General features: G+C 72.2%; 26 protein-coding genes. 25 read left to right on the forward strand and 1 reads right to left on the reverse strand.

Going from position 1 to position 19,097, the window contains the following annotated elements:
- The first annotated feature begins 69 nt into the window (after window positions 1–69).
- From clsA to HAV39_RS14955, 11 genes are all read left to right on the forward strand, one after another.
- Window positions 70–684 (forward strand): cardiolipin synthase ClsA, encoded by a 615-nt coding sequence (gene clsA / locus HAV39_RS14905; protein WP_239120983.1) that lies wholly within the window; start codon window positions 70–72, stop codon window positions 682–684.
- Window positions 681–1,592, forward strand: a complete 912-nt coding sequence (locus HAV39_RS14910) for a DUF881 domain-containing protein (protein ID WP_191839829.1) — start codon at window positions 681–683, stop codon at window positions 1,590–1,592. The genes clsA and HAV39_RS14910 overlap by 4 nt, the downstream gene beginning before the upstream one ends.
- Window positions 1,589–1,921, forward strand: coding sequence for a small basic family protein (locus tag HAV39_RS14915; RefSeq protein ID WP_120315528.1), 333 nt, complete (start codon window positions 1,589–1,591; stop codon window positions 1,919–1,921). The genes HAV39_RS14910 and HAV39_RS14915 overlap by 4 nt, the downstream gene beginning before the upstream one ends.
- An 8-nt stretch (window positions 1,922–1,929) precedes the next feature.
- Window positions 1,930–2,943, forward strand: a complete 1,014-nt coding sequence (locus HAV39_RS14920; protein WP_191839830.1) for a DUF881 domain-containing protein — start codon at window positions 1,930–1,932, stop codon at window positions 2,941–2,943.
- A 44-nt stretch (window positions 2,944–2,987) separates the two neighbouring features.
- Window positions 2,988–3,365, forward strand: coding sequence for a glycine cleavage system protein GcvH (gene gcvH / locus HAV39_RS14925; RefSeq protein ID WP_120315526.1), 378 nt, complete (start codon window positions 2,988–2,990; stop codon window positions 3,363–3,365).
- A gap of 166 nt (window positions 3,366–3,531) precedes the next feature.
- Complete coding sequence (locus tag HAV39_RS14930) at window positions 3,532–3,972, forward strand: FHA domain-containing protein (protein ID WP_120315525.1); 441 nt, start codon at window positions 3,532–3,534, stop codon at window positions 3,970–3,972.
- Window positions 3,969–4,706 (forward strand): transcriptional regulator FtsR, encoded by a 738-nt coding sequence (gene ftsR / locus HAV39_RS14935; RefSeq protein ID WP_239120982.1) that lies wholly within the window; start codon window positions 3,969–3,971, stop codon window positions 4,704–4,706. Before HAV39_RS14930 ends, ftsR begins: the two co-directional genes overlap by 4 nt.
- Window positions 4,707–4,842: 136 nt before the next feature.
- A complete protein-coding gene (locus tag HAV39_RS14940; RefSeq protein WP_120315524.1) occupies window positions 4,843–5,307 on the forward strand; it encodes a bifunctional nuclease family protein in 465 nt (154 codons plus the stop codon).
- A gap of 214 nt (window positions 5,308–5,521) precedes the next feature.
- The gene (locus tag HAV39_RS14945) at window positions 5,522–6,157 is read left to right on the forward strand and encodes a MerR family transcriptional regulator (protein WP_230690340.1); all 636 of its coding nucleotides are present in this window, start codon (window positions 5,522–5,524) and stop codon (window positions 6,155–6,157) included.
- A 53-nt stretch (window positions 6,158–6,210) separates the two neighbouring features.
- On the forward strand, window positions 6,211–6,861 hold the full coding sequence (locus tag HAV39_RS14950) for a phosphatase PAP2 family protein (RefSeq protein WP_191839831.1): 651 nt from the start codon (window positions 6,211–6,213) through the stop codon (window positions 6,859–6,861).
- 88 nt (window positions 6,862–6,949) lie between these two features.
- A complete protein-coding gene (locus tag HAV39_RS14955) occupies window positions 6,950–7,783 on the forward strand; it encodes an SDR family NAD(P)-dependent oxidoreductase (protein WP_191839832.1) in 834 nt (277 codons plus the stop codon).
- 23 nt (window positions 7,784–7,806) lie between these two features.
- Here the strand turns inward: HAV39_RS14955 and HAV39_RS14960 are convergent, their stop codons facing one another.
- Complete coding sequence (locus HAV39_RS14960; protein WP_191839833.1) at window positions 7,807–8,556, reverse strand: SanA/YdcF family protein; 750 nt, start codon at window positions 8,554–8,556, stop codon at window positions 7,807–7,809.
- 130 nt (window positions 8,557–8,686) lie between these two features.
- Between HAV39_RS14960 and HAV39_RS14965 the strand changes: the two genes are divergently transcribed.
- From HAV39_RS14965 to HAV39_RS15025, 14 genes are all read left to right on the forward strand, one after another.
- Window positions 8,687–9,340 carry a phosphoheptose isomerase family protein gene (locus HAV39_RS14965; protein WP_191839834.1) on the forward strand — a complete coding sequence of 218 codons (654 nt, stop codon included), beginning with the start codon at window positions 8,687–8,689 and terminating at the stop codon, window positions 9,338–9,340.
- Window positions 9,337–9,582, forward strand: coding sequence for a HypC/HybG/HupF family hydrogenase formation chaperone (locus HAV39_RS14970; RefSeq protein ID WP_120315518.1), 246 nt, complete (start codon window positions 9,337–9,339; stop codon window positions 9,580–9,582). Before HAV39_RS14965 ends, HAV39_RS14970 begins: the two co-directional genes overlap by 4 nt.
- Window positions 9,579–10,331 (forward strand): D-sedoheptulose-7-phosphate isomerase, encoded by a 753-nt coding sequence (locus HAV39_RS14975; protein WP_203736685.1) that lies wholly within the window; start codon window positions 9,579–9,581, stop codon window positions 10,329–10,331. Before HAV39_RS14970 ends, HAV39_RS14975 begins: the two co-directional genes overlap by 4 nt.
- On the forward strand, window positions 10,294–11,349 hold the full coding sequence (locus HAV39_RS14980; protein WP_191839835.1) for an NADH-quinone oxidoreductase subunit B family protein: 1,056 nt from the start codon (window positions 10,294–10,296) through the stop codon (window positions 11,347–11,349). The genes HAV39_RS14975 and HAV39_RS14980 overlap by 38 nt, the downstream gene beginning before the upstream one ends.
- Before the next feature lie 41 nt (window positions 11,350–11,390).
- Window positions 11,391–13,163: a nickel-dependent hydrogenase large subunit gene (locus tag HAV39_RS14985; RefSeq protein ID WP_191839836.1), complete on the forward strand. Its 1,773-nt coding sequence runs from the start codon at window positions 11,391–11,393 to the stop codon at window positions 13,161–13,163.
- Window positions 13,160–13,753 carry a hypothetical protein gene (locus HAV39_RS14990; protein ID WP_191839837.1) on the forward strand — a complete coding sequence of 198 codons (594 nt, stop codon included), beginning with the start codon at window positions 13,160–13,162 and terminating at the stop codon, window positions 13,751–13,753. Before HAV39_RS14985 ends, HAV39_RS14990 begins: the two co-directional genes overlap by 4 nt.
- Window positions 13,754–13,820: 67 nt before the next feature.
- Window positions 13,821–14,516, forward strand: coding sequence for a DUF5947 family protein (locus tag HAV39_RS14995; protein ID WP_191839838.1), 696 nt, complete (start codon window positions 13,821–13,823; stop codon window positions 14,514–14,516).
- Window positions 14,509–15,183 carry a DUF6084 family protein gene (locus tag HAV39_RS15000; RefSeq protein WP_191839839.1) on the forward strand — a complete coding sequence of 225 codons (675 nt, stop codon included), beginning with the start codon at window positions 14,509–14,511 and terminating at the stop codon, window positions 15,181–15,183. The genes HAV39_RS14995 and HAV39_RS15000 overlap by 8 nt, the downstream gene beginning before the upstream one ends.
- Complete coding sequence (locus tag HAV39_RS15005) at window positions 15,165–16,595, forward strand: hypothetical protein (protein ID WP_244958815.1); 1,431 nt, start codon at window positions 15,165–15,167, stop codon at window positions 16,593–16,595. The genes HAV39_RS15000 and HAV39_RS15005 overlap by 19 nt, the downstream gene beginning before the upstream one ends.
- A 138-nt stretch (window positions 16,596–16,733) precedes the next feature.
- The gene (locus HAV39_RS15010) at window positions 16,734–17,306 is read left to right on the forward strand and encodes a hydrogenase maturation protease (RefSeq protein WP_191839840.1); all 573 of its coding nucleotides are present in this window, start codon (window positions 16,734–16,736) and stop codon (window positions 17,304–17,306) included.
- The gene (locus HAV39_RS43630; RefSeq protein ID WP_373311944.1) at window positions 17,303–17,410 is read left to right on the forward strand and encodes a DUF6893 family small protein; all 108 of its coding nucleotides are present in this window, start codon (window positions 17,303–17,305) and stop codon (window positions 17,408–17,410) included. The genes HAV39_RS15010 and HAV39_RS43630 overlap by 4 nt, the downstream gene beginning before the upstream one ends.
- Window positions 17,411–17,440: 30 nt before the next feature.
- A complete protein-coding gene (locus HAV39_RS15015) occupies window positions 17,441–18,247 on the forward strand; it encodes a TIGR03620 family F420-dependent LLM class oxidoreductase (RefSeq protein ID WP_191839841.1) in 807 nt (268 codons plus the stop codon).
- 220 nt (window positions 18,248–18,467) lie between these two features.
- Window positions 18,468–18,812: a hydrogenase maturation nickel metallochaperone HypA/HybF gene (locus HAV39_RS15020; RefSeq protein ID WP_191839842.1), complete on the forward strand. Its 345-nt coding sequence runs from the start codon at window positions 18,468–18,470 to the stop codon at window positions 18,810–18,812.
- A gap of 4 nt (window positions 18,813–18,816) precedes the next feature.
- Window positions 18,817–19,089, forward strand: a complete 273-nt coding sequence (locus tag HAV39_RS15025) for a HypC/HybG/HupF family hydrogenase formation chaperone (RefSeq protein WP_120315508.1) — start codon at window positions 18,817–18,819, stop codon at window positions 19,087–19,089.
- Window positions 19,090–19,097: the final 8 nt, after the last annotated feature.

Below are 19,097 nucleotides of genomic sequence, written 5' to 3' on the forward strand. Positions count from 1 at the left end.
GATTCGGGTGAATACGGCCGGCCTGTGCCGGCTGTCGCTTTTGTGGCCGGCGGCGGAGGGGAGGCCTCGGTGGCTCAGCAGCCGCTGGGCGATGCTCGCGCGCAATCGCGCGACCGCGTCCTCACCATCCCCAACCTGATCAGCTTCGCCCGCCTGCTCGGCGTGCCGCTCTTCCTCTACCTCTTCCTGGTCGCCGACGAGGTCGGCTGGGCCGTGGTCGTGCTCGGCCTGGGCGGCACCACCGACTGGATCGACGGTTACCTGGCCCGCCGGCTGGGCCAGGTGAGCCGCGTCGGCGAGCTGCTGGACCCGGCCGCCGACCGCCTCTACATCCTGGCCACGCTGCTCGCGTTCACGGTGCGCGACATCGTGCCCTGGCAGTTCACGGTCGCGCTGCTGGCCCGCGACGTGCTGCTCATGCTCACCTTCCCGGTGCTGCGCAAGCTCGGCCACGGCCCGCTGCCCGTGCACTACCTCGGCAAGACGGCGACGTTCATCCTGCTGATGGGCTTCCCGATCCTGCTGCTGGCCTGGGCCGTGCCGACGGGCGCGGTGCACGACATCGCGTACGCCAGCGGCTGGGCGCTGTGCTGGTGGGGCATCGTCCTGTACTGGATCGCGGGCATCTTCTACCTGCTGCAGTTCGCCGCCGTGGTGCGGCGTTCCCGCGAGGTCGCGGCATGAGCTCCGGCGCTGACCGGGAGCCGGAGCGGCCGGTGTCGACGCCGCCGTCGGGGCAGCGGGTGTGGCAGACGGACATGCTGACCGACCTGTTCCAGGACCCGCTCGACGGCGGGTACACCGATGCCGCCCGCGCCCGCCGCGAGCGCGGCCCGCTGCCGTCGGCGACGCGGTGGACGCGCCGCGGGTTCACCGTGGTCGTCTGCGCGGTCATCGGCGTGCTGCTCGCGGTCGCCTACCTGCAGGTCGTCGCGCGGGCGCCGGCCCGCGCCACCACCCGCACCGAACTGATCAAGGACATCAACCGGCGCGACGCGGACACCGACAAGCTCGACCAGCGTGCCGAGAGCCTCCAGGACGAGGTGAACGGGCTGCGGGAGCAGGCGCTGGACGACACCGCCATCGGCCGCCTGCGCGAGCTGGAGGCCGCGACGGGGCTACGCAAGGTCACCGGCGACGGCGTGGTGGTCACCCTCTCCGACGGGCCCAACGCCGGCACCGAGCGGCTGGCCCGGATCCTCGACCTGGACCTGCAGCTGGTGACGAACGCGCTGTGGGCGTCGGGCGCCGAGGCGATCTCGGTCAACGGCCGCCGGCTGACCTCGGTGACACCGATCCGCACCGCCGGTTCGGCGATCCTGATCGGCAACGCCCACATCATCGGGCCGTACCAGGTGGCCGCCATCGGGCCGTCCGACATGGCGGACAGGTTCAACGACACCGGAACCGCCGACACCTACCGCAAGCTGCGCGACGACAAACGTCTGGAGCTCGGCTTCGACGTCGACGAGAAGAACGACCTGGAGCTGCCGGCGGCGGTGATGCCGCGGCTGCAGTTCGCCCACGTGCCGCAGCCGTCGCCCTCCGGCACACCGACACCCTCAACCTCGCCCTCGGGAGGTGGCAAGTGATCGCAGTACTGGCGTTGATCGCCGGAGTGGTGCTGGGCGTCGTGCTCAATCCCACCGTCCCGGACGCGCTGCAGCCCTACCTGCCGATCGCCGTCGTGGCCGCGCTGGACGCGGTCTTCGGCGGTGTGCGCGCGAAGCTCGACGGGATCTTCGACGACAAGCAGTTCGTGATCTCGTTCATCTCCAACGTCCTGGTCGCGGGCTTCATCGTGTACCTCGGTGACAAGCTGGGGGTGGGCGTCCAGCTGTCCACCGGCGTGGTCGTCGTCCTCGGCGTGCGGATCTTCGGCAACGTGGCGGCGATCCGGCGCCGGCTGTTCAAGGCGTAGGTGCAGCGGTGAGCGACGACGAGAAGACTCAGCCGGTCGGCCCCGGGCCGGGCGAGGAGCCGACGGTGCCCCTGGCGGGCGCGGCCGGCGACACTCCCGCGGCCGAGCTTCCGGACGCCGGGACCTCGGCGGCCAGGTCGCCGGGTGCCAAGCCCTCGACGGGCAGGTCGCCGAGCGCCAAGCCGGCGGCGGACAAGGCCGTGGCCGACGCGTCCCCGGCGGTGGAGACCTCCGGCACCACGGCGGACGAGTCGGGCCCCGCGGGATCGGGCGACCCGGCTCCCGGCGAGCGGCCCGAGCCGGACGCGGACGCCCCGAGCGACGGCGCGCGCAAGCGGATCAGTGGCGCGGGCGCCCTGATCGGTGTGCTGCTGGTGCTGCTCGGCTTCACACTGGCGGTCCAGCTCAAGAGCAACTCGGCCGACGAGGGCTACAACTCGCTGCGCGAGGAGGACCTCTACGTCATCCTCGCCGACCTCGACTCGCGCGCGGACCGGCTGCGCCAGGACATCGCCGAGCTCGAGGCGACCCGCCGCGAGCTCAACTCGGGCGCGTCCAGCCGGGAGCAGGTCCTCAAGGAGGCCCAGGAGCGCGCCGACGACATCGGCATCCTGGCGGGCACGCTCAAGGCCCAGGGCACCGGCATCACGCTGCGTCTTTCCGACGACTCCGGCCCGATCACCGCGAACCACCTGCTCAACGCGGTGCAGGAGCTGCGCGGGGCGGGGGCCGAGGCGATCCAGGTCGACGGGAACGGCGGTTCCGTGCGCGTGATCGCGTCGACTCACTTCGTCGACGTGGGCGGCGGCGGCATCGAGGTCGACGGGGTGCGCCTGACCGGGCCGTACACGGTGACCGCGATCGGCCCGGAAGACCTGGACAAGGCCATGGAGTTCCGCGGCGGGGTGGTTGACGATGTGCGAGGCGACGGCGGTAACGTGATCGTCAGTGATCCGCATCCGGTCGACATCACCGCGGTGCGGGGCACGCCGAACCTGGAGTACGCGAAGCCCGTCTCCTGACGGGCATTAGGCCACACGACGGCCTGGAGCGAAAGGGCACGACCGTGATTCCTGAGGACCTGAAGTACACCGCCGAGCACGAGTGGGTCACCACGAAGGGCGGGTCGGTCCGGGTCGGTATCACCCACTTCGCGCAGGACGCGCTGGGCGACATCGTGTACGTGCAGCTGCCGGAGACCGGCCAGGTCGTGGCGGCCGGCGAGTCCTTCGGCGAGGTCGAGTCCACCAAGAGCGTGTCGGAGATCTACGCCCCGCTCAGCGGCACGGTGACCGCTCGCAACGAGACCCTCGTCGACTCACCGGACCTCATCAACACCGACCCCTACGGCGAGGGCTGGCTCGTCGAAATCGAGATCGCCGATCCGTCCGCGCTGGATGCGCTTCTCGACGCGGCAGCGTACCGTGAGCTGACCCAGAGCTGAACCTTCATTCAGGGGCGTGAATCGGGACCAGCGAGTCCGGTTGACCCTTCATTTCCAGGGTCGCTAGGCTCGCTCCCTAAGCTCGCCGCTGACGTCGAGTAACGCCCTACCCGGTGCCCATAGCAGTTCCACGGATACGTGGCCGATATGACCGTGAGGTGGTCCGATGACGCGACCAGACGACGAGTTCCCCCAGCTCGACGTCACGTCGACCCTGCACCTCGGCTCCCTGGAGGAGGCGCTGGAAGGGCCGGAGTCTGACGTAGTCCCGGGGCGGGTCTCGGGACAGCTGCCGCCGGGCATGGCCCTGCTGGTGGTGCGTCGTGGCCCGAACGCGGGCGCCCGCTTCCTGCTCGACCACGACGTGACGACCAGTGGCCGTCACCCCGACAGCGACATCTTCCTCGACGACGTGACGGTCTCGCGCCGGCACGCCGAGTTCCACCGGGACGGGTCCACGTTCACCGTGCGCGACGTGGGCAGCCTCAACGGCACGTACGTCAACCGGGAGCGGGTCGAGTCGGCCACGCTCAACAACGGCGACGAGGTGCAGGTCGGCAAGTTCCGCCTGCTGTACGTGGCCGGCCCGCGCGCCGAGGAGGCATGACAGCAGCGGTGCCGGCGTCGGCCGGCGGCGGGGGCGGGGCGGCGCGGGCACAGACGCTGATGAGCATCGGCGAGGTGCTCGGGCTGCTGCGTTCCGACTTTCCGGACATCACCATCTCGAAGTTGCGGTTCCTCGAGACGGAGGGTCTGGTGGAGCCGCAGCGGACGTCGTCCGGCTACCGCAAATACAGCCGCGAGGATGTGGCGCGGCTGCGATTCATCCTTGCCGCGCAGCGTGACCAGTATCTGCCCCTGCGCGTCATCCGCGAGCAGTTGTCCGAAGGCGCCCACCTGACCCAGGTGCGCCCGACCCTGGTCGCGGTCGGCGACGACCACCGGCCCGAGGCCGTGGCGGAGCCCGTCGACGAGCGCCTGCGCCGCCAGGAGCTGTGCCACCGCGCCGGGATCACCGAGGCGCTGCTGGCCGACCTGGAGCGGCACGGGCTGGTCACGGCCCGGGCGGGGGAGTGGTTCGACGGCGACGCCCTGGCGGTCGCCGAGGTGGCCGGGCAGCTCGCCGAGTACGGCGTCGAGCCCCGGCACCTGCGCGCCTACCGGGTCGCCGCGGACCGGGAGGCCGGGCTCTACGCTCAGCTGGTGGCCCCGCTGATGCGCCAGCAGGACCCCACGGCCCGCGCGCGGGCGGCCGAGACCATGCGTGAGCTGACCGTTCTGTCGCAGCGCCTGCACGTGGCGCTGCTGCGTTCCGGGCTCAACGACGCGCTCGGCGGCTGACGGCGGTCGTACGAGCCGAGGGTGCACGTGGGCGTGTAGCGTGCAGTAGAAGAGGCTGAGAGGCAGTGTCGCACGGTTCGCCGCCAGGCGGGCCCGACAGACACCGGCCCTAGGCAGACGCGACGGAGGCGAGACGGTGCGCGAGCTGAGCGTGATCGGGGTAAGGGTCGAACTGCCCACCAACCAGCCGATCGTCCTGCTGCGTGAGGTGGAGGGGGACCGCTACCTGCCGATCTGGATCGGCGCGGTGGAGGCGACGGCGATCGCCTACGAGCAGCAGGGGGTCAAGCCGGCCCGGCCGCTCACCCATGATCTTCTCCGGGACCTGCTGCAGGCGCTGTCGGCGCCGCTGAAGGCCGTGGAGATCGTCGAGCTGAAGGACAGCATCTTCTACGCCGACCTGCTCATCGGCGATTCGGTGCGGGTGTCCGCGCGGCCCAGTGACGCGATCGCCCTGGCGCTGCGGGTGGGCGCCCCGGTGCGCTGTGCCGAGAAGGTCCTCGACGAGGCCGGGATCATCATCCCGGACGAGCAGGAGGACGAGGTCGAGAAGTTCCGGGAGTTCCTGGAGCAGGTCCGGCCGGAGGACTTCGCCTCGTAACAGGAGCCCGTCGGAGCGGCCGCTCGGTGTCCAGCCGGAGCGAAGCGGAGGCTGGACGACCGATTAAGGCCGCGAAGCGGGATCCGTTAACGACAGAGTCACCGAAAAGTGACGCTCCGGGACTCGTTTGTGGCGTGTCGCAGCGTTGCCTCCCCGCCGGTCGGCGCCATCCGCTATAGGCTGGCCAGGTCGACACTCGGCGGGAGGTAGTCGCATGAATCAGCTCCATGATCCGCAGTCGCCTGGCAGTGACCCAGGTCGTCCCGGTGGTGCGGCCGCGTTGCGCGGCGGCGTGGCGGAGGATGCCGACTCGGACGTGCAGGGCGGTTCGCTCGGCTATCGGGGCGTGACGGCCTGCCACGCGGTCGGCATCAGCTACCGGCAGCTGGACTACTGGGCCCGCACCGGGCTGGTGGTGCCGAGCATCCGGGACGCGTCCGGCTCGGGCACCCAGCGGCTCTACTCGTTCCGCGACCTGGTCGTGTTGAAGGTGGTCAAACGCCTGCTGGACGCCGGGGTGTCGCTGCAGAACATCCGCCGCGCCATCGAGACGCTGCGCGCCTACGACGCCGACGACCTGGCCACCATCACGCTCATCTCCGACGGCACCTCGGTGTACGACTGCCGTTCGCCGGAGGAGGTCGTGGACCTGCTGCAGGGCGGGCAGGGCGTGTTCGGGATAGCCATCGGCGGCGCGTTCAAGGAGATCCAGGGCTCGCTGTCGCACCTGCCCGCCGAGCGCGGCACCGAGGTCGAGGAGGCGACGGTCACCCCGTTCGCGCCGGCCGTGCTGCCGCTGGGCGTGACCGACGAGCTGGCCGCGCGCCGGGCCCGCCGCCGCGCCGGCTGAGACCGGGGCACCCCCGACGTGACGGGCGTCACCGGGGCGGGTAGGACATCACCATGCTCGTGCACTCCGACGCGCGCCGTCGCTGGCTCTGGACGGCGGCTGCCGCCGTGGCGGCGTACGCACTGCTGACCGTCGCGGTCGAGGTCACCTGGCCCCCGCTGGTGGAACGGGACGCCGTCGTCAGCGCGGCCGCGCACCGGCTGGCCCTGGAGTATCCGATGTGGCGCGCGGTGATGAGCGCGGTCACCCGCACCGGTGACACCGTCGTGCTGCTGTCGGTCCTCGCATTCACGCTGGGATTCCTGCTGCGCCGCAGGATGCTCGCGCACCTGGCGTTCGTGTGCGCGGCCGTGGCGGCCAGTGCGACGCTGCGCCTGGTCGTGCACGCGCTGGTGGCTCGGGACCGGCCCGAGGGAATGCTGGCGCTGGCGGCCGGCTGGTCCTATCCGTCCGGCCACACCAGCCACTTCGCGACGGCGGCACTGCTGCTGCTCATGCTGGTCTGGCCGCTGCTGTGGGCGCGCTGGCAGCGGATCGCGCTGGTGGCGACGGTCGGGGGCTGGGCCGTGCTGGTGGGGGCGAGCCGGGTGGCGCTGGTGGTGCACTGGCCGTCCGATGTGCTCGGCGGGTGGCTGGTGGCGCTGGCGGCGGTACCGTTCGCGCTCATGACTCACGCTGTGTGGCGTAATCACTCCCGTCCGTAAGTTTACATTGCCGTCCGTGCATATCCGCTGCCAGTCTGGTCACCCGACCGGCCCACTGGGGGCCGCGACGACGCGAGGGGTGGCACCGATGGCACGACGCTGGCTGGTGACGGGATGCTCGACCGGGCTGGGCCGGGCGCTGGTGGAGCGGTTGGCGCAGGCGGGCGAACGGGTGGTGGCCACCGCCCGGCGGCCCGAGACGTTGGCCGACCTGGCCGACCGGCACCCGGACACGGTGGTGGTGCAGGCCCTGGACGTGCTCGACCCGGTCGCCTGTGCGGCCGTGGTGGCCACCGCGGCGCACCGCTTCGGCGGCGTCGACGTGCTCGTCAACAACGCCGGGTACGGCCAGTGCGGCGCGGTGGAGGAGGTCTCCGACGGCGAGCTGGAGGCGCAGTTCGCGACCAATGTCTTCGCGCCGTGGCGGCTGACCCGCCTCGTGCTGCCGCTGTGGCGGGCGCAGGGCGGCGGGCACGCGGTGTTCGTCTCCTCGGTCGCGGGCGCGGTGCCGTTCCCCGGGCTCGCGGCGTACACGGCCAGCAAGTTCGCGCTGGAGGGCCTGGCCGAGTCGCTGGCGCAGGAGTCCGCGCACCTCGGGGTGAAGGTCACCATCGTGCAGCCCGGCGGCTTCAGCACGCTCTACGGCACCTCCGCCGCGCTGCCGCGCCAGCGCGTGGAGGCGTACGAGCCGGTCGAGGCCCCGATGATCGCCGGGCTGCGGGCCATGCACGGCAACCCGGAGCTCAACCCGCCGGAGCTGTTCGCCGAGGCGGTGCACCGGCTGGCCGGGCTCGCCGAGCCGCCGCTGCGGATGCCGATCGGCGAGGACGCCGGGCAGTTCCTCACCATGGCCCTGGCCGCCCGGACCAAGGAGTTCGAGGACGTCACGGCCGCCCGCCTGCACGTGGCCGCCGCCGCCTGAGCCCCGGTGTTCCCGGGCCGCCTCTACTCGCGCAGCGCGTCCTCGACGCCGGTCTCGTGGCGGCCCAGGAACACCGGGTCGCGGCCGGTGACCACGTCCAGCATGGCCTTGACGCAGGCGCCCTGCTCGCGGACGACCGCCTTGGTCCAGAAGGAGCCGAAGCGCCGGGCGGTGTCGTCGCCGACCCCGGTGGCGTCGATGCCCGCGTCCCGGCACAGCGCCACGGCCCGGTCGATGTGGTAGCTCTGCGTGACCACGATGAGCTGGCGCACCCCGAACACCCGGACGGCCCGCTGGCAGGAGTCGTACGTGTCGAACCCGGCGTGGTCGGCGACCACCCTGCGGTCCGGCACGCCGCGGGCGATCAGCCACTGGCGCATGGCGTCGGGCTCGTCGTAGGTCCACTGGCCGTGGTCGCCGGAGACGAGCACCGCGCGCACCTTGCCGGTCTCGTAGAGGCGGCGGGCGATGTCGAGGCGGGCCTCCAGGAAGCCCGAGGGTGAGCCGTTGTCGTGCACCTGCGCGCCGAGCACCAGGGCGACCGGGGCCTCGGGCACGTCCTCGATCGCGTACACGTGCCCGGAGGCCTGCCGGCGCACCCAGCCTATGCTGCCGACGAGCGCCAGCAGGCCGGCCAGCACGCTCAGCAGCACGACCCGGCGCGTGACGCGCCACCAGCGGCGGCCAACGCGCGAGGAGGCCGGGGACCCGGCTGGGCCGGCCTGCGGCGCGTCGGCCGGCGCGGACTCGGGTCGCTCCTGGTCGGACGTCATGCGCGGCATCATCGCGCACCCTCGCCACGCCTAGCCACCCGCACCGACGGAGGGTCGGGCGATTCGCGGCTCTTGTAGTGATAAGGCCGCTATGGTGAGTCAGGACGGAACCTAGCCACGGGGGGCAGGTATGACCGCGGCCGCGGTGCTCACCACGGCGCTCGCGCAGCGGCGCGAGCGGCCCGGTGCGGACCTGGCCGAGTCTGCTCCGGACCTGGTGGCAGCTGCCGCGGCGATGGCCCGGCGGTTCCGGTGCGGCGGCGTGCTGCACGCCTTCGGCCATGACGACGCCGACGCCCACCACATCGCGGTCGAGTTCGTGCATCCGGTGATCGTCGGCAAGCGGGCCCTGCCCGCGATCGCCCACGGCGCGGACCGCGCCGCGTACCGGCTGCGCCACGCCGCGCCGGGCGACCTCGCGCTGGCCGTGTGCGACGCCCCGACCCGACGGGACGCCGAGCCGCCGCGCGGTGCGGTATCTGCCGCGGCCTGCAGCTTCGGGGAAACTGCGCCCTACCGACCGGCCGAAGGCGCAGATTCCCCGAAACTGCAGGACGAAACGCGGCCGGGCGTGGGCGGGGCGCTGGCTGCGGCGGGGGAGCGGGGGCTGCTCACGGTGGCGCTGGCGGGGCGGTTCTGGGCCGGGCCGCCGGTGGACCACCTGCTCACCCTGCCCGCCGACGATCCGCTCGTGCTGCGCGAGCTGCAGGTCTCGGCATACCACCTGCTCTGGGAACTGACCCACGCGCTGCTGGAACACGGCCCGGACGGGCCCACGCCATGAGGCACGCCCTTCCGGCGGAGCTGCGGGCCGTGGGCGACCTGGCCGGCGAGTCCTGTGTGACCTGCTCGGACACCGCCGTCCCGGCGACCGTGGTGCTGCTGCTGGCCGACGGGCTGGCGCTGGCCGACGCCGGCGCGGGGCCGGAGGAGATCAGTGTCGCGCTGGTGGACGCGCGGGTCGGCGACACGGTGCTGGTGCACGCCGGCGAGGCCATCCGGGTGCTACCGGAGGTGGCCGGGTGAGCACTGCCGGCCGGGCCGCCCCGGCGCACCTGGGCGCCCTGTACCCGTTCCTGTACGCCCAACCGGCGCCGACCGTGGACGCGTTCACGGCGGAGCTGGTCGTCTCCACCGCGGGCAAGCTGCGCGAGGCCGCGCTGCTGCGCGCCCAGGTGCTCACCGAGCAGGGCGAGGCGCTGGCCGCCTGCGCCCGGAGCCTGGCGGTCGCGCTGGACACGGGCGGGCGGCTGTTCGCGTTCGGCAACGGCGGCAGCGCGACCGACGCCCAGGCCTGCGCCGACCTGTTCGCGGCCCCGCCACACGGCTACGGCGCTCCTTCGCTTGCGGCGTACGCGCTCAGCGCCGACGTGGCCGTGCTCAGCGCGCTGGCCAACGACGTCGGTGTGGAGGCGGTGTTCGCTCGCCAGGTGGCCGCGCACGCCCGGCCCGGGGACGTCGCGGTGGGCTTCTCCACCAGCGGGAACTCGCCGAACCTGGTTGCCGCGTTCGACCGGGCGCGCCGCTGCGGGATGGTCACGGTCGGGTTCAGCGGGGGTGGCGGGGGACGGCTGGCCGAGCCGGGCGCCGTCGACCACCTGTTCGTCGTGCGGTCGCCGTCGGTGCACCGCATCCAGGAAGCGCAGACCACCGCCTGCCACGTGCTGTGGGAGCTGACCGTGGCGGAGCTGTGCGGCGCGGACGGCCGCCCGTCGGCGGCACAGGGGGTGTTGGCAGATGACCGCAACACAGGCGCAGCCTGCGCAGGCCGATGAGCAGCCGATCCACATTCTCTGGATCAACGCGGGGCTCAGCTGCGACGGCGACTCGGTGGCGCTGACCGCCGCGACCCAGCCCAGCATCGAGGAGATCGCGCTCGGCGCGCTGCCGGGCCTGCCGAAGATCGCGGTGCACTGGCCGCTGATCGACTTCGAGTGCGGGCCGGACGGCGGCGCGGACGACTTCCTGTCCTGGTTCCACAAGGCCGACCGGGGCGAACTCGAACCGTTCGTGCTGGTCGTCGAGGGATCGATTCCGAACGAGTCGATCAAGGAGGAGGGCTACTGGGCCGCCTTCGGCACCGACCCGGCCACCGGGCAGCCGATCACGACCAGCGAGTGGCTGGACCGGCTCGCGCCCAAGGCCCTCGCGGTGCTCGCGGTGGGCACCTGCGCCACGTACGGCGGCATCCACGCCATGTCGGGCAACCCGACCGGGGCCATGGGCGTGCCCGACTACCTGGGCTGGGACTGGCGCTCCGGCGCGGGCATCCCGATCGTGTGCGTGCCGGGCTGCCCGATCCAGCCGGACAACCTCGCCGAGACCATCACCTACCTGCTCTACCAGGCGGCCGGGCAGGCGCCGATGATCCCGCTGGACGACAAGCTGCGCCCGCAGTGGCTGTTCGGGATGACGGTGCACGAGGGCTGCGACCGGGGCGGCTTCTACGAGCAGGGCCAGTTCACCCACCAGTACGGCACGCCGGAGTGCCTGGTCAAGATCGGCTGCTGGGGGCCGGTCGTGAAGTGCAACGTGCCCAAGCGCGGCTGGATGAACGGCATCGGCGGCTGCCCCAACGTGGGCGGCATCTGCATCGGCTGCACCATGCCCGGCTTCCCGGACAAGTTCATGCCGTTCATGGACGAGCCGCCCGGCGCGACCGTCTCCTCGGCCGGCAGCGGCGCGTACGGCGCGATGATCCGCATGCTGCGCCACGTGACCGCCAAGACCGTGGACAAGGAGCCCAAGTGGCGCCACCGCGGCACCGAGCTCACCACCGGATACCGGCGCTGACCGGCACCGGCTGACAACCAAGGAAGGCGTTGAGGACGAGCATGGCGACGCAGGCGGCCGCGGAGGGCCTCGTCGAGATGTCGTGGGATCCGATCACCCGGATCGTCGGCAGCCTCGGCATCTACACAAAGATCGACTGGAAGGCCAAGCGGGTCGTCGAGTGCTACAGCACCTCGTCGGTGTTCCGCGGGTACAGCATCTTCATGAAGGGCAAGGACCCGCGCGACGCCCACTTCATCACCAGCCGGATCTGTGGCATCTGCGGGGACAACCACGCCACCTGCTCGATCTACAACCAGAACATGGCGTACGGCGTGCAGCCGCCGCATCTGGGCGAGTGGATCGTCAACCTCGGCGAGGCCGCCGAGTTCATGTTCGACCACAACATCTTCCAGGAGAACCTGGTCGGGGTCGACTACTGCGAGCGCATGGTCCGCGAGACCAACCCGAGCGTGTGGGAGAAGGCCAAGAACACGCCCGCGCCGCACGCCGCCCAGCACGGCTACAAGACCATCGCCGAGATCATGAGCTCGCTGAACCCGCTGGAGGGCGAGTTCTACCGCGAGGCACTGCAGGTCAGCCGGTCCACCCGGGAGATGTTCTGCCTGATGGAGGGCAGGCACGTGCACCCGTCCACGCTGTATCCGGGCGGCGTCGGCACGGTCGCCACGGTGCAGCTGTTCACCGACTACCTCTCCCGGCTCATGCGCTACGTCGAGTTCATGAAGCGCGTCGTGCCCATGCACGACGACCTGTTCGACTTCTTCTACGACGCGCTGCCCGGCTACGAGGAGGTCGGCCGGCGGCGGGTGCTGCTGGGCTGCTGGGGCGCGTTCAACGACCCGGACCACTGCGACTTCACCTACGAGCGGATGAGCGAGTGGGGCAGGAAGATGTTCGTGACGCCGGGCGTCATCGTCGACGGCAAGCTGGTCACCAACGACCTGGTCGACATCAACCTCGGCATCCGCATCCTGCTCGGCAGCTCCTACTACGACGACTGGCAGGGCCAGGAGGTCTTCGTCAAGCGGGACCCGCTGGGCAACCCGGTCGACGTGCGCCACCCGTGGAACCAGCACACCCTGCCCAGGCCGCAGAAGCGCGACTTCGACGGGGCGTACTCGTGGGTCATGTCGCCGCGCTGGTTCGACGGCAGCGACCACCTGGCCCTGGACACCGGCGGCGGCCCGATCGCCCGGCTGTGGTCGACCGCGCTGTCCGGCCTGGTCGACATCGGCTACGTCCGGGCGACCGGGCACAGCGTCGTGATCAACCTGCCGAAGACGCTGACCAAGCCGGAAGTGACCTTCGAATGGAAGATCCCGAAGTGGAGCAACGCGCTGGAGCGCAACCGCGCCCGCACCTACTTCCAGGCGTACGCGGCCGCGGTCGCGCTGCACGCCTGCGAGAAGGCGCTGGGTGAGGTGCGGGCCGGGCGCACCCAGACCTGGGAGCCGTTCAAGGTGCCCAAGGACGCCAACAGCGTCGGCTTCACCGAGGCCGTGCGCGGCGTGCTGTCGCACCACATGGTCATCCGCGACGGGAAGATCGCCAACTACCACCCGTACCCGCCGACGCCGTGGAACGGCAGCGTGCGCGACCGCTTCGGCACGCCCGGCCCGTACGAGGACGCGGTGCAGAACACGCCGATCTTCGAGGAGAACTCGCAGGAGGACTTCAAGGGCATCGACATCATGCGCGCGGTGCGCAGCTTCGACCCGTGCCTGCCCTGCGGCGTGCACATGTACACCGGCAACGGCTCGGTGCTCAAGAAGCTGCACACCCCGCACGCCTTCGCATCGGGTGCGGCATGAGCGAGCGGATCATGAGCACCGCGGGGGACCAGCACATGGATCGGGTGATGGTGCTCGACCCGCACACGGTGGGGGTACGCGTCGAGGCACTGCTCGCCGATGTCGAGACCGCGGGCGGGACGGTGGCTCGCGCCGCCGCCGACGGGGTGGTCCGCGAGCTGCTGCACCTCAACGAGGCCGGGCTGGCCCGGCTGCTGGACGGCCTGGTCACGGTGCCCGGCGTCACCGAGGAACTGCGTGTGCTGGCCGAGGACGAGCTGGTCGGCGGCCTGCTGGCGCTGTACGGCCTGCACCCGGTCCCGATCGAGGAACGGGTGCTGGTCGCGCTGGACCGGGCCCGCAGGCGGCTCGGCCGCGAGTTCACCCTGGTCGACATCGACGCCGCGGGCACCGCGCGCATCGCGACCGCGGGCGGTGGCTGCGGCAGCGGCTGCGGCAGCACCGCCGAGCCGGTGAGCGACACGGTGTCCCGGCTGGTGCAGCAGGCCGCGCCGGAGATCGTCGAGGTGGTGCTGGAGGAGGCCGCGCCGGAGCCGAAGCTGCTGCAGATCGGCCACCGGCCGAAGGCGCCTACCGGCGCGCCCGTATGACCGCGCGCCGCGACCCGATCACGTGCCCGGCGGTTCGTTTCCCCGCCGGGCACCGCGAGCAGCGGTCATGACCGCCGGTCTGCGGCGGTATCTCACCGCGCCCGCGCCGCCCGCCGTCACCGCGCAGGCGGCGCAGGAACGCTGCGAACTGTGCGCGGCCGCGATCCCGGCCGACCATGACCATCTGGCGGACCTGTCGAGCAGGTCGCTGCCGTGCGTGTGCCGCCCCTGCTACCTGCTGTTCGTGCCCGCGGACAGCTCACCGGGGGCCGTCGCGCAGCAGGAGCCGGGGCCGCGCCGGTTCGCCGCGGTGCCGCGCGAGCACGTGGCGCTGCCGGACTTCCCGCTGTCCGACCTGGACTGGGCCGCGCTGGACGTGCCGGTGCGGCTGACGTTCGTGTTCGTCGACAGCGCCCTCGGGCGGCCGGTGGCGCTGTACCCGAGCCCGGCCGGGGCGACGGAGTCGCAGCTGCCGCCCGAGGCGTGGGCGAAGGTGCTGGCCCGGCACCCGTACACGGCGCAGCTGCCGCCCGACGTGCTGGCCCTGCTGCTGCACCGCGGTCCGGACGGCCCGGAGGCGTACGCGGTGCCGGTCGACGCCTGCTACCGCCTGGTCGGCCTGGTGCGCAGGCACTGGCGCGGCTTCGACGGCGGCGAGCAGGCCTGGGCGGCCATCGGCGGCTGGCTGGCACAGGTTCGCGCGAACGCCCAGCCACCGGTGCCCGACCACGCCGCCACGTCCGTGGGGGCGGCACGTGGCTGAGCTGACGTTCGCCTGCGTGGACGCGCAGGCGCTGCCGTGGGCCGCCGGGCCGACGCTGCGCTTCCGGCTGCGGGTCACCGCGCCGGAGGGGGTACGCGTACACGCGCTCGTGCTCAGCTGCCAGCTGCGCATCGACCCGCGCGCCCGCCCCTACTCCGACGCCGAGGCGCAGGGGCTGGACTACGTCTTCGGCGCGCCCGCGCGCTGGGCGACCAGCATGCAGGCGCTGCACTTCGCCACCGTCGGCGTGACGGTGCCCGGGTTCACCGGCACGACCGAGTGCGACCTGCTGGTGCCCTGCACGTACGACCTCGAACCCGGGCTGGGCAAGTACCTGCACGCGCTCGCCGAGGGCACCGTCCCGATGACGTTGCTGTTCAGCGGGACGATGTTCGAGGCGCCGGCGGGCGGGGCAGGGGTGCAGGTCGGGCGGGTGCCGTGGGACCGGGAGGCGGCGTACGCGCTGCCCGTGGCCGTCTGGCGGGAGCTGATGGACCTGTACTTCCCGGACACGGCATGGCTTCGCCTGCGCCGGGACACCGTCGACGCGCTGCTGCGCCACCAGGCCCGCCACGCCGTGCCCACCGCCGACGAGCTGCTGACGTCCCTGCTGGCGGCGCAGGCCCCGGCCGAAGAGGAGGACGGCCTGTGCCCGACACCGCGCTGAGCGACCCGTTCGAGCAGGCCCGCGCGGTCGCCGACGCGGTGCTCTACGAGGGCTGCCTGCTCTACCCGTATCGCGCCTCCGCCACGAAGAACCAGCTGCGCTGGCAGTTCGGGGTGCTGGTGCCACCCGCGTACGCCGACGACGCGCTCGGCGAGTACACCTGGTGCCAGACCCAGCTGCTGGCCGAGCCGCGCCCCGGCGCGCGGCTGCACTGGCGGCTGCGCTTCCTGCAGGCCCAGTCCCGCACCGTCGAGACCGACTCGGCCGGCGGCTGGCGCCCGGTCCCGTCCGCCGAGGTCGACGGCGTCGTGCACCTGCCCTTCGACGAGACCGTCGAACAGTCCGTCGACCTCGTCCTCACCCCCGCCGACCTGATCGGCGCCACCGACCACGTCCACACCTTCACCATCCCCGGCGCCACCGACACCGAGCACCTCACCCCGTCCGTCCGCCTCCACCGCGAACGCCACCCCCTGCACGGCGAACTGCGCCTGCACGCCGAACTCCTGCCCGGCCCCTACGGCGTCCTCCGCCTCACCGCCACCGTCACCAACCACACCAACGCAAGGAAGGGCACCTTCACATCGGTTTCCGTGGAGGAAGGGCACCTTCTTAACGCCCTGCCGGATGCGCCGCAGGTCGGCGGGCTGGAACGGCCGGAGGCGCTGCGTTACTCGCTGATCGCGGCGCACAGCGTGTTCGCGCTGACCGCGGGCAACTTCGTGTCGCTGCTCGACCCGCCGGAGTGGGCGAAGACCGCGGTGCAGGAGTGCCGCAACGTGCGCACCTGGCCGGTCATGCTGGGCCCGGAGGGCAGTCGCGACGTGATGCTGTCCGCACCGGTGATCCTGTACGACCACCCGGTGGTCGCCCCCGAGAGCCCGGGCGACATGTTCGACGCACTGGAGATCGACGAGCTGCTCGTGCTGCGCACGCTCACCCTCACCGAGGAGGAGAAGCGCCAGGTGCGGGCCACCGACCCGCGCGGCGGCGAGCTGCTGGGCCGGGCCGAGACGCTGCCGCCGGAGGTGTTCGAGCGGCTGCACGGAGCGATCCGGCAGCTGCGCCCCGCGCCCGCGGCCGAGCCGGCCGACGTGTTCGGCACCGATCGACCGTGGTGGGACCCGGGCGCGGACGCCTCCGTCGACCCGGCGGCGGACTCCGTCGTCATCGACGGCACGGCGGTCGGGCGGGGGAGCCGGGTGCGCCTGCACCCGGGCGGCCGCCGCAGCGACGCGCAGGACATGTTCCTGGTCGACCGGGTCGCCACCGTGCAGGCGGTGCTGCTCGATGTGGACGGCTCGACGCACCTGGCCGTGACGCTCGACGACGATCCGGGCGCGGACCTGCAGATCCTGCAGGGCCGGTTCCGCTACTTCGCCCCTGAGGAGGTCACGGTGGTGTCGGCATGAGCGAGCATCGCGAGCGAATCATGGGCCTGGCTACTCGTGCCGGTGACGAGCGCAGCGAGGAGCGGGCATGAGCGAGCATCGCGAGCGAATCATGGGCCTGGCTACTCGTGCCGGTGACGAGCGCAGCGAGGAGCGGGCATGAACAGGCGCAAAGTGCTGGTCGCCGGGCTGGGGAACATCTTCCTCGGCGACGACGGGTTCGGCGTCGCGGTCGCGTCGCGGCTGCTGGCCGGGCCGTGCCCGACCTGGCTGCGGGTGGCCGACTACGGCATCCGCGGCGTCCATCTGGCGTACGACCTGATGGCCGGTTACGACGCGACCATCCTGATCGACGTCGACTGCCGGGGTGACGCACCGGGCACGGTGCGGCTGCTGGAGATCAGCGCGGCCGACCGGGCGGCCGGGCGGGCCGACGACGGCCCGGTGCTGGTCGACCCGCACGGCATGCAGCCGCAGCGGGTGCTGGACCTGCTCGACAGCTGCGGCAGCGCCCCCGGTCGGGTGCTGCTGGTCGGCTGCGAGCCGGCCGACCTGAGCGAGCGGATGGGGCTGAGCCCGCCGGTCGAGGCCGCGGTGGAGCCCGCGGTGGCGCTGGTGCGGCAGTTGTGGGAGGCGGGGCAGGCGGCGCTGACCGGCGCGCTGCCGTTGCCGGCGGGGCTGCTCGCCGCGCCGCCGGCCGAAGAGGATCGAGAGACAGGGGTACGGGTATGACGCTCAAGAAGATGATGACGGGGCTGGTGCTCGCCGGTGTCGCGGCGGTGCTGGTGCGTACGTTCCCGGACGTGAAGCGGTATCTCAAGATCCGCAGTATGTGATCCGGCGGCGTTTTCAGGTGAGGGGGTGCCGTGTCACGGCATGATCGATGGGGCCGGATCGGGGTCTGGAGTGCGGCGTGGACCGAGGCGCAGCGCTCCGGCGACGAGGTGATGACCGGCGAGTTCGCCGACGCGGCAGCCGAACTGGACGAGCTGGGCTACGGCACGCTGTGGCTCGGCGGTGGCCCGGCCGTCACGTACGCGCGGCCGCTGCTGCAGACGACCTCCCGGATGACGGTGGCCACCGGCATCCTCAGCATCTGGCAGCACGAGGCCGCCGAGGTCGCCGCGCAGCGGGCCGAGCTCGAACGCGACTTCCCGGAGCGCTTCGTGCTGGGACTCGGGGTGAGCCACAGCCGCCTCGCCAAGGACTACGCGCATCCGTACACCGCGATGACGGATTACCTGTCCGCGCTGGACTCCGCCGCCGAACCGGTGCCGGTGCGGGACCGGGTGCTGGCCGCGCTCGGCCCGCGCATGCTGGCGCTGGCCCGCGACCGCGCCGCCGGCGCGCACCCCTACCTGGTGACGCCCGAGCACACCGCCCAGGCCCGGGAGATCCTCGGTGCGGACGCCGTGCTCGCGCCGGAGTTCAAGGCGGTGCTCGACACCGACCCGGACCGCGCCCGCGCGGCGGCCCGCGGTCACCTCGACCTCTACCTGCAACTGCCCAACTACACCAGCAACCTGCTGCGGTTGGGCTTCACGGAGGACGACTTCCGCGAGGGCGGCAGCGACCGGCTGCTCGACGCGGTGTTCGCGATGGGCGATGAGACGGCCATCGCCCGCCGCGCCGCCGCCTACCTGGACGCGGGCGCCGATCACCTGGCGGTGTAGGTGGTGACCGGCGAGCCCGGCCTGCCGCGGGAGCAGTGGCGGCGCCTGGCCGCCGCGCTCCCCCTGGAGGCCTGACCCCCGCGAAGATCGCCGTTTCGTGTCGAAACCCCGGCCTCGGACCGGGGTTTCGGCACGAAACGGCGATCTTGAAGCGGTGGGCGGCGTGTTCGTTTCCCCGGCGGGTGGAGTGGCGTTGGGTATGCGGGACAAAGGAGATAAAATGCATGAAATCGGACTCTGCGAGAGCATCCTCGGCGCGGTGACGCAGCGCGCTGACGGTCGGCAGGTCAACCGGGTGAAGGTGCGCATCGGGGTGCGCCACGGCGTCGCCGAGCCCGCCCTCAAGCAGGGTTTCGCGCTGGTCGCGACGGGCACCACCGCCGACGGCGCGGAGATCGACATGGTCGCCGTGCCGGCGCACGTGTCGTGCTCGGCCTGCGGCCGGGCCGAGCAGTCCATGGACCTGCTGCCCGTGTGCGCCTGCTGCGGTAGCGCGGACGTGGTGGTCACCGGCGGCGACGACCTCATCCTCGAGGAACTCCACCTCGTCGACCTGCGGGCCTGAGCGTATGTGCCTGGGCATCCCCGGCGAGGTCGTCGAGATCATGACCGACCGGCCGGACCTGGCGCAGGTCGACGTCAGCGGCGTACGACGCGCCATCAACATCGGGCTGTTCGAGCCCGGTGAGATCAACGAGGGCGACTGGGTGCTGATCCACGTCGGCTTCGCGCTATCCAAGATCGACGAGGCCGAGGCGGCGGCCGCGATGGACTTCCTGAAGAGCCTCGGGGACGCGTACGCCGACGAGCTGACCGCCCTGCGAAGCTCCACCATCGACTGAGCGAGGCG

The sequence above is a fragment of the Catellatospora chokoriensis genome, assembly GCF_011297315.1.
GTDB lineage: Bacteria > Actinomycetota > Actinomycetes > Mycobacteriales > Micromonosporaceae > Catellatospora > Catellatospora citrea.

What these genes read in the sequence shown, in the direction of transcription:
- HAV39_RS14910 (WP_191839829.1), top strand. Translation starts at nt 681, where the DNA reads ATGAGCTCCGGCGCTGACCGGGAGCCGGAGCGGCCGGTGTCGACGCCG.
- HAV39_RS14930 (WP_120315525.1), top strand. Translation starts at nt 3,532, where the DNA reads ATGACGCGACCAGACGACGAGTTCCCCCAGCTCGACGTCACGTCGACC.
- ftsR (WP_239120982.1), top strand. Translation starts at nt 3,969, where the DNA reads ATGACAGCAGCGGTGCCGGCGTCGGCCGGCGGCGGGGGCGGGGCGGCG.
- HAV39_RS14945 (WP_230690340.1), top strand. Translation starts at nt 5,522, where the DNA reads ATGAATCAGCTCCATGATCCGCAGTCGCCTGGCAGTGACCCAGGTCGT.
- HAV39_RS14950 (WP_191839831.1), top strand. Translation starts at nt 6,211, where the DNA reads ATGCTCGTGCACTCCGACGCGCGCCGTCGCTGGCTCTGGACGGCGGCT.
- HAV39_RS14955 (WP_191839832.1), top strand. Translation starts at nt 6,950, where the DNA reads ATGGCACGACGCTGGCTGGTGACGGGATGCTCGACCGGGCTGGGCCGG.
- HAV39_RS14960 (WP_191839833.1), bottom strand. Translation starts at nt 8,556, where the DNA reads ATGACGTCCGACCAGGAGCGACCCGAGTCCGCGCCGGCCGACGCGCCG.
- HAV39_RS14965 (WP_191839834.1), top strand. Translation starts at nt 8,687, where the DNA reads ATGACCGCGGCCGCGGTGCTCACCACGGCGCTCGCGCAGCGGCGCGAG.
- HAV39_RS14970 (WP_120315518.1), top strand. Translation starts at nt 9,337, where the DNA reads ATGAGGCACGCCCTTCCGGCGGAGCTGCGGGCCGTGGGCGACCTGGCC.
- HAV39_RS14980 (WP_191839835.1), top strand. Translation starts at nt 10,294, where the DNA reads ATGACCGCAACACAGGCGCAGCCTGCGCAGGCCGATGAGCAGCCGATC.
- HAV39_RS14985 (WP_191839836.1), top strand. Translation starts at nt 11,391, where the DNA reads ATGGCGACGCAGGCGGCCGCGGAGGGCCTCGTCGAGATGTCGTGGGAT.
- HAV39_RS14990 (WP_191839837.1), top strand. Translation starts at nt 13,160, where the DNA reads ATGAGCGAGCGGATCATGAGCACCGCGGGGGACCAGCACATGGATCGG.
- HAV39_RS14995 (WP_191839838.1), top strand. Translation starts at nt 13,821, where the DNA reads ATGACCGCCGGTCTGCGGCGGTATCTCACCGCGCCCGCGCCGCCCGCC.
- HAV39_RS15010 (WP_191839840.1), top strand. Translation starts at nt 16,734, where the DNA reads ATGAACAGGCGCAAAGTGCTGGTCGCCGGGCTGGGGAACATCTTCCTC.
- HAV39_RS43630 (WP_373311944.1), top strand. Translation starts at nt 17,303, where the DNA reads ATGACGCTCAAGAAGATGATGACGGGGCTGGTGCTCGCCGGTGTCGCG.
- HAV39_RS15020 (WP_191839842.1), top strand. Translation starts at nt 18,468, where the DNA reads ATGCATGAAATCGGACTCTGCGAGAGCATCCTCGGCGCGGTGACGCAG.
- HAV39_RS15025 (WP_120315508.1), top strand. Translation starts at nt 18,817, where the DNA reads ATGTGCCTGGGCATCCCCGGCGAGGTCGTCGAGATCATGACCGACCGG.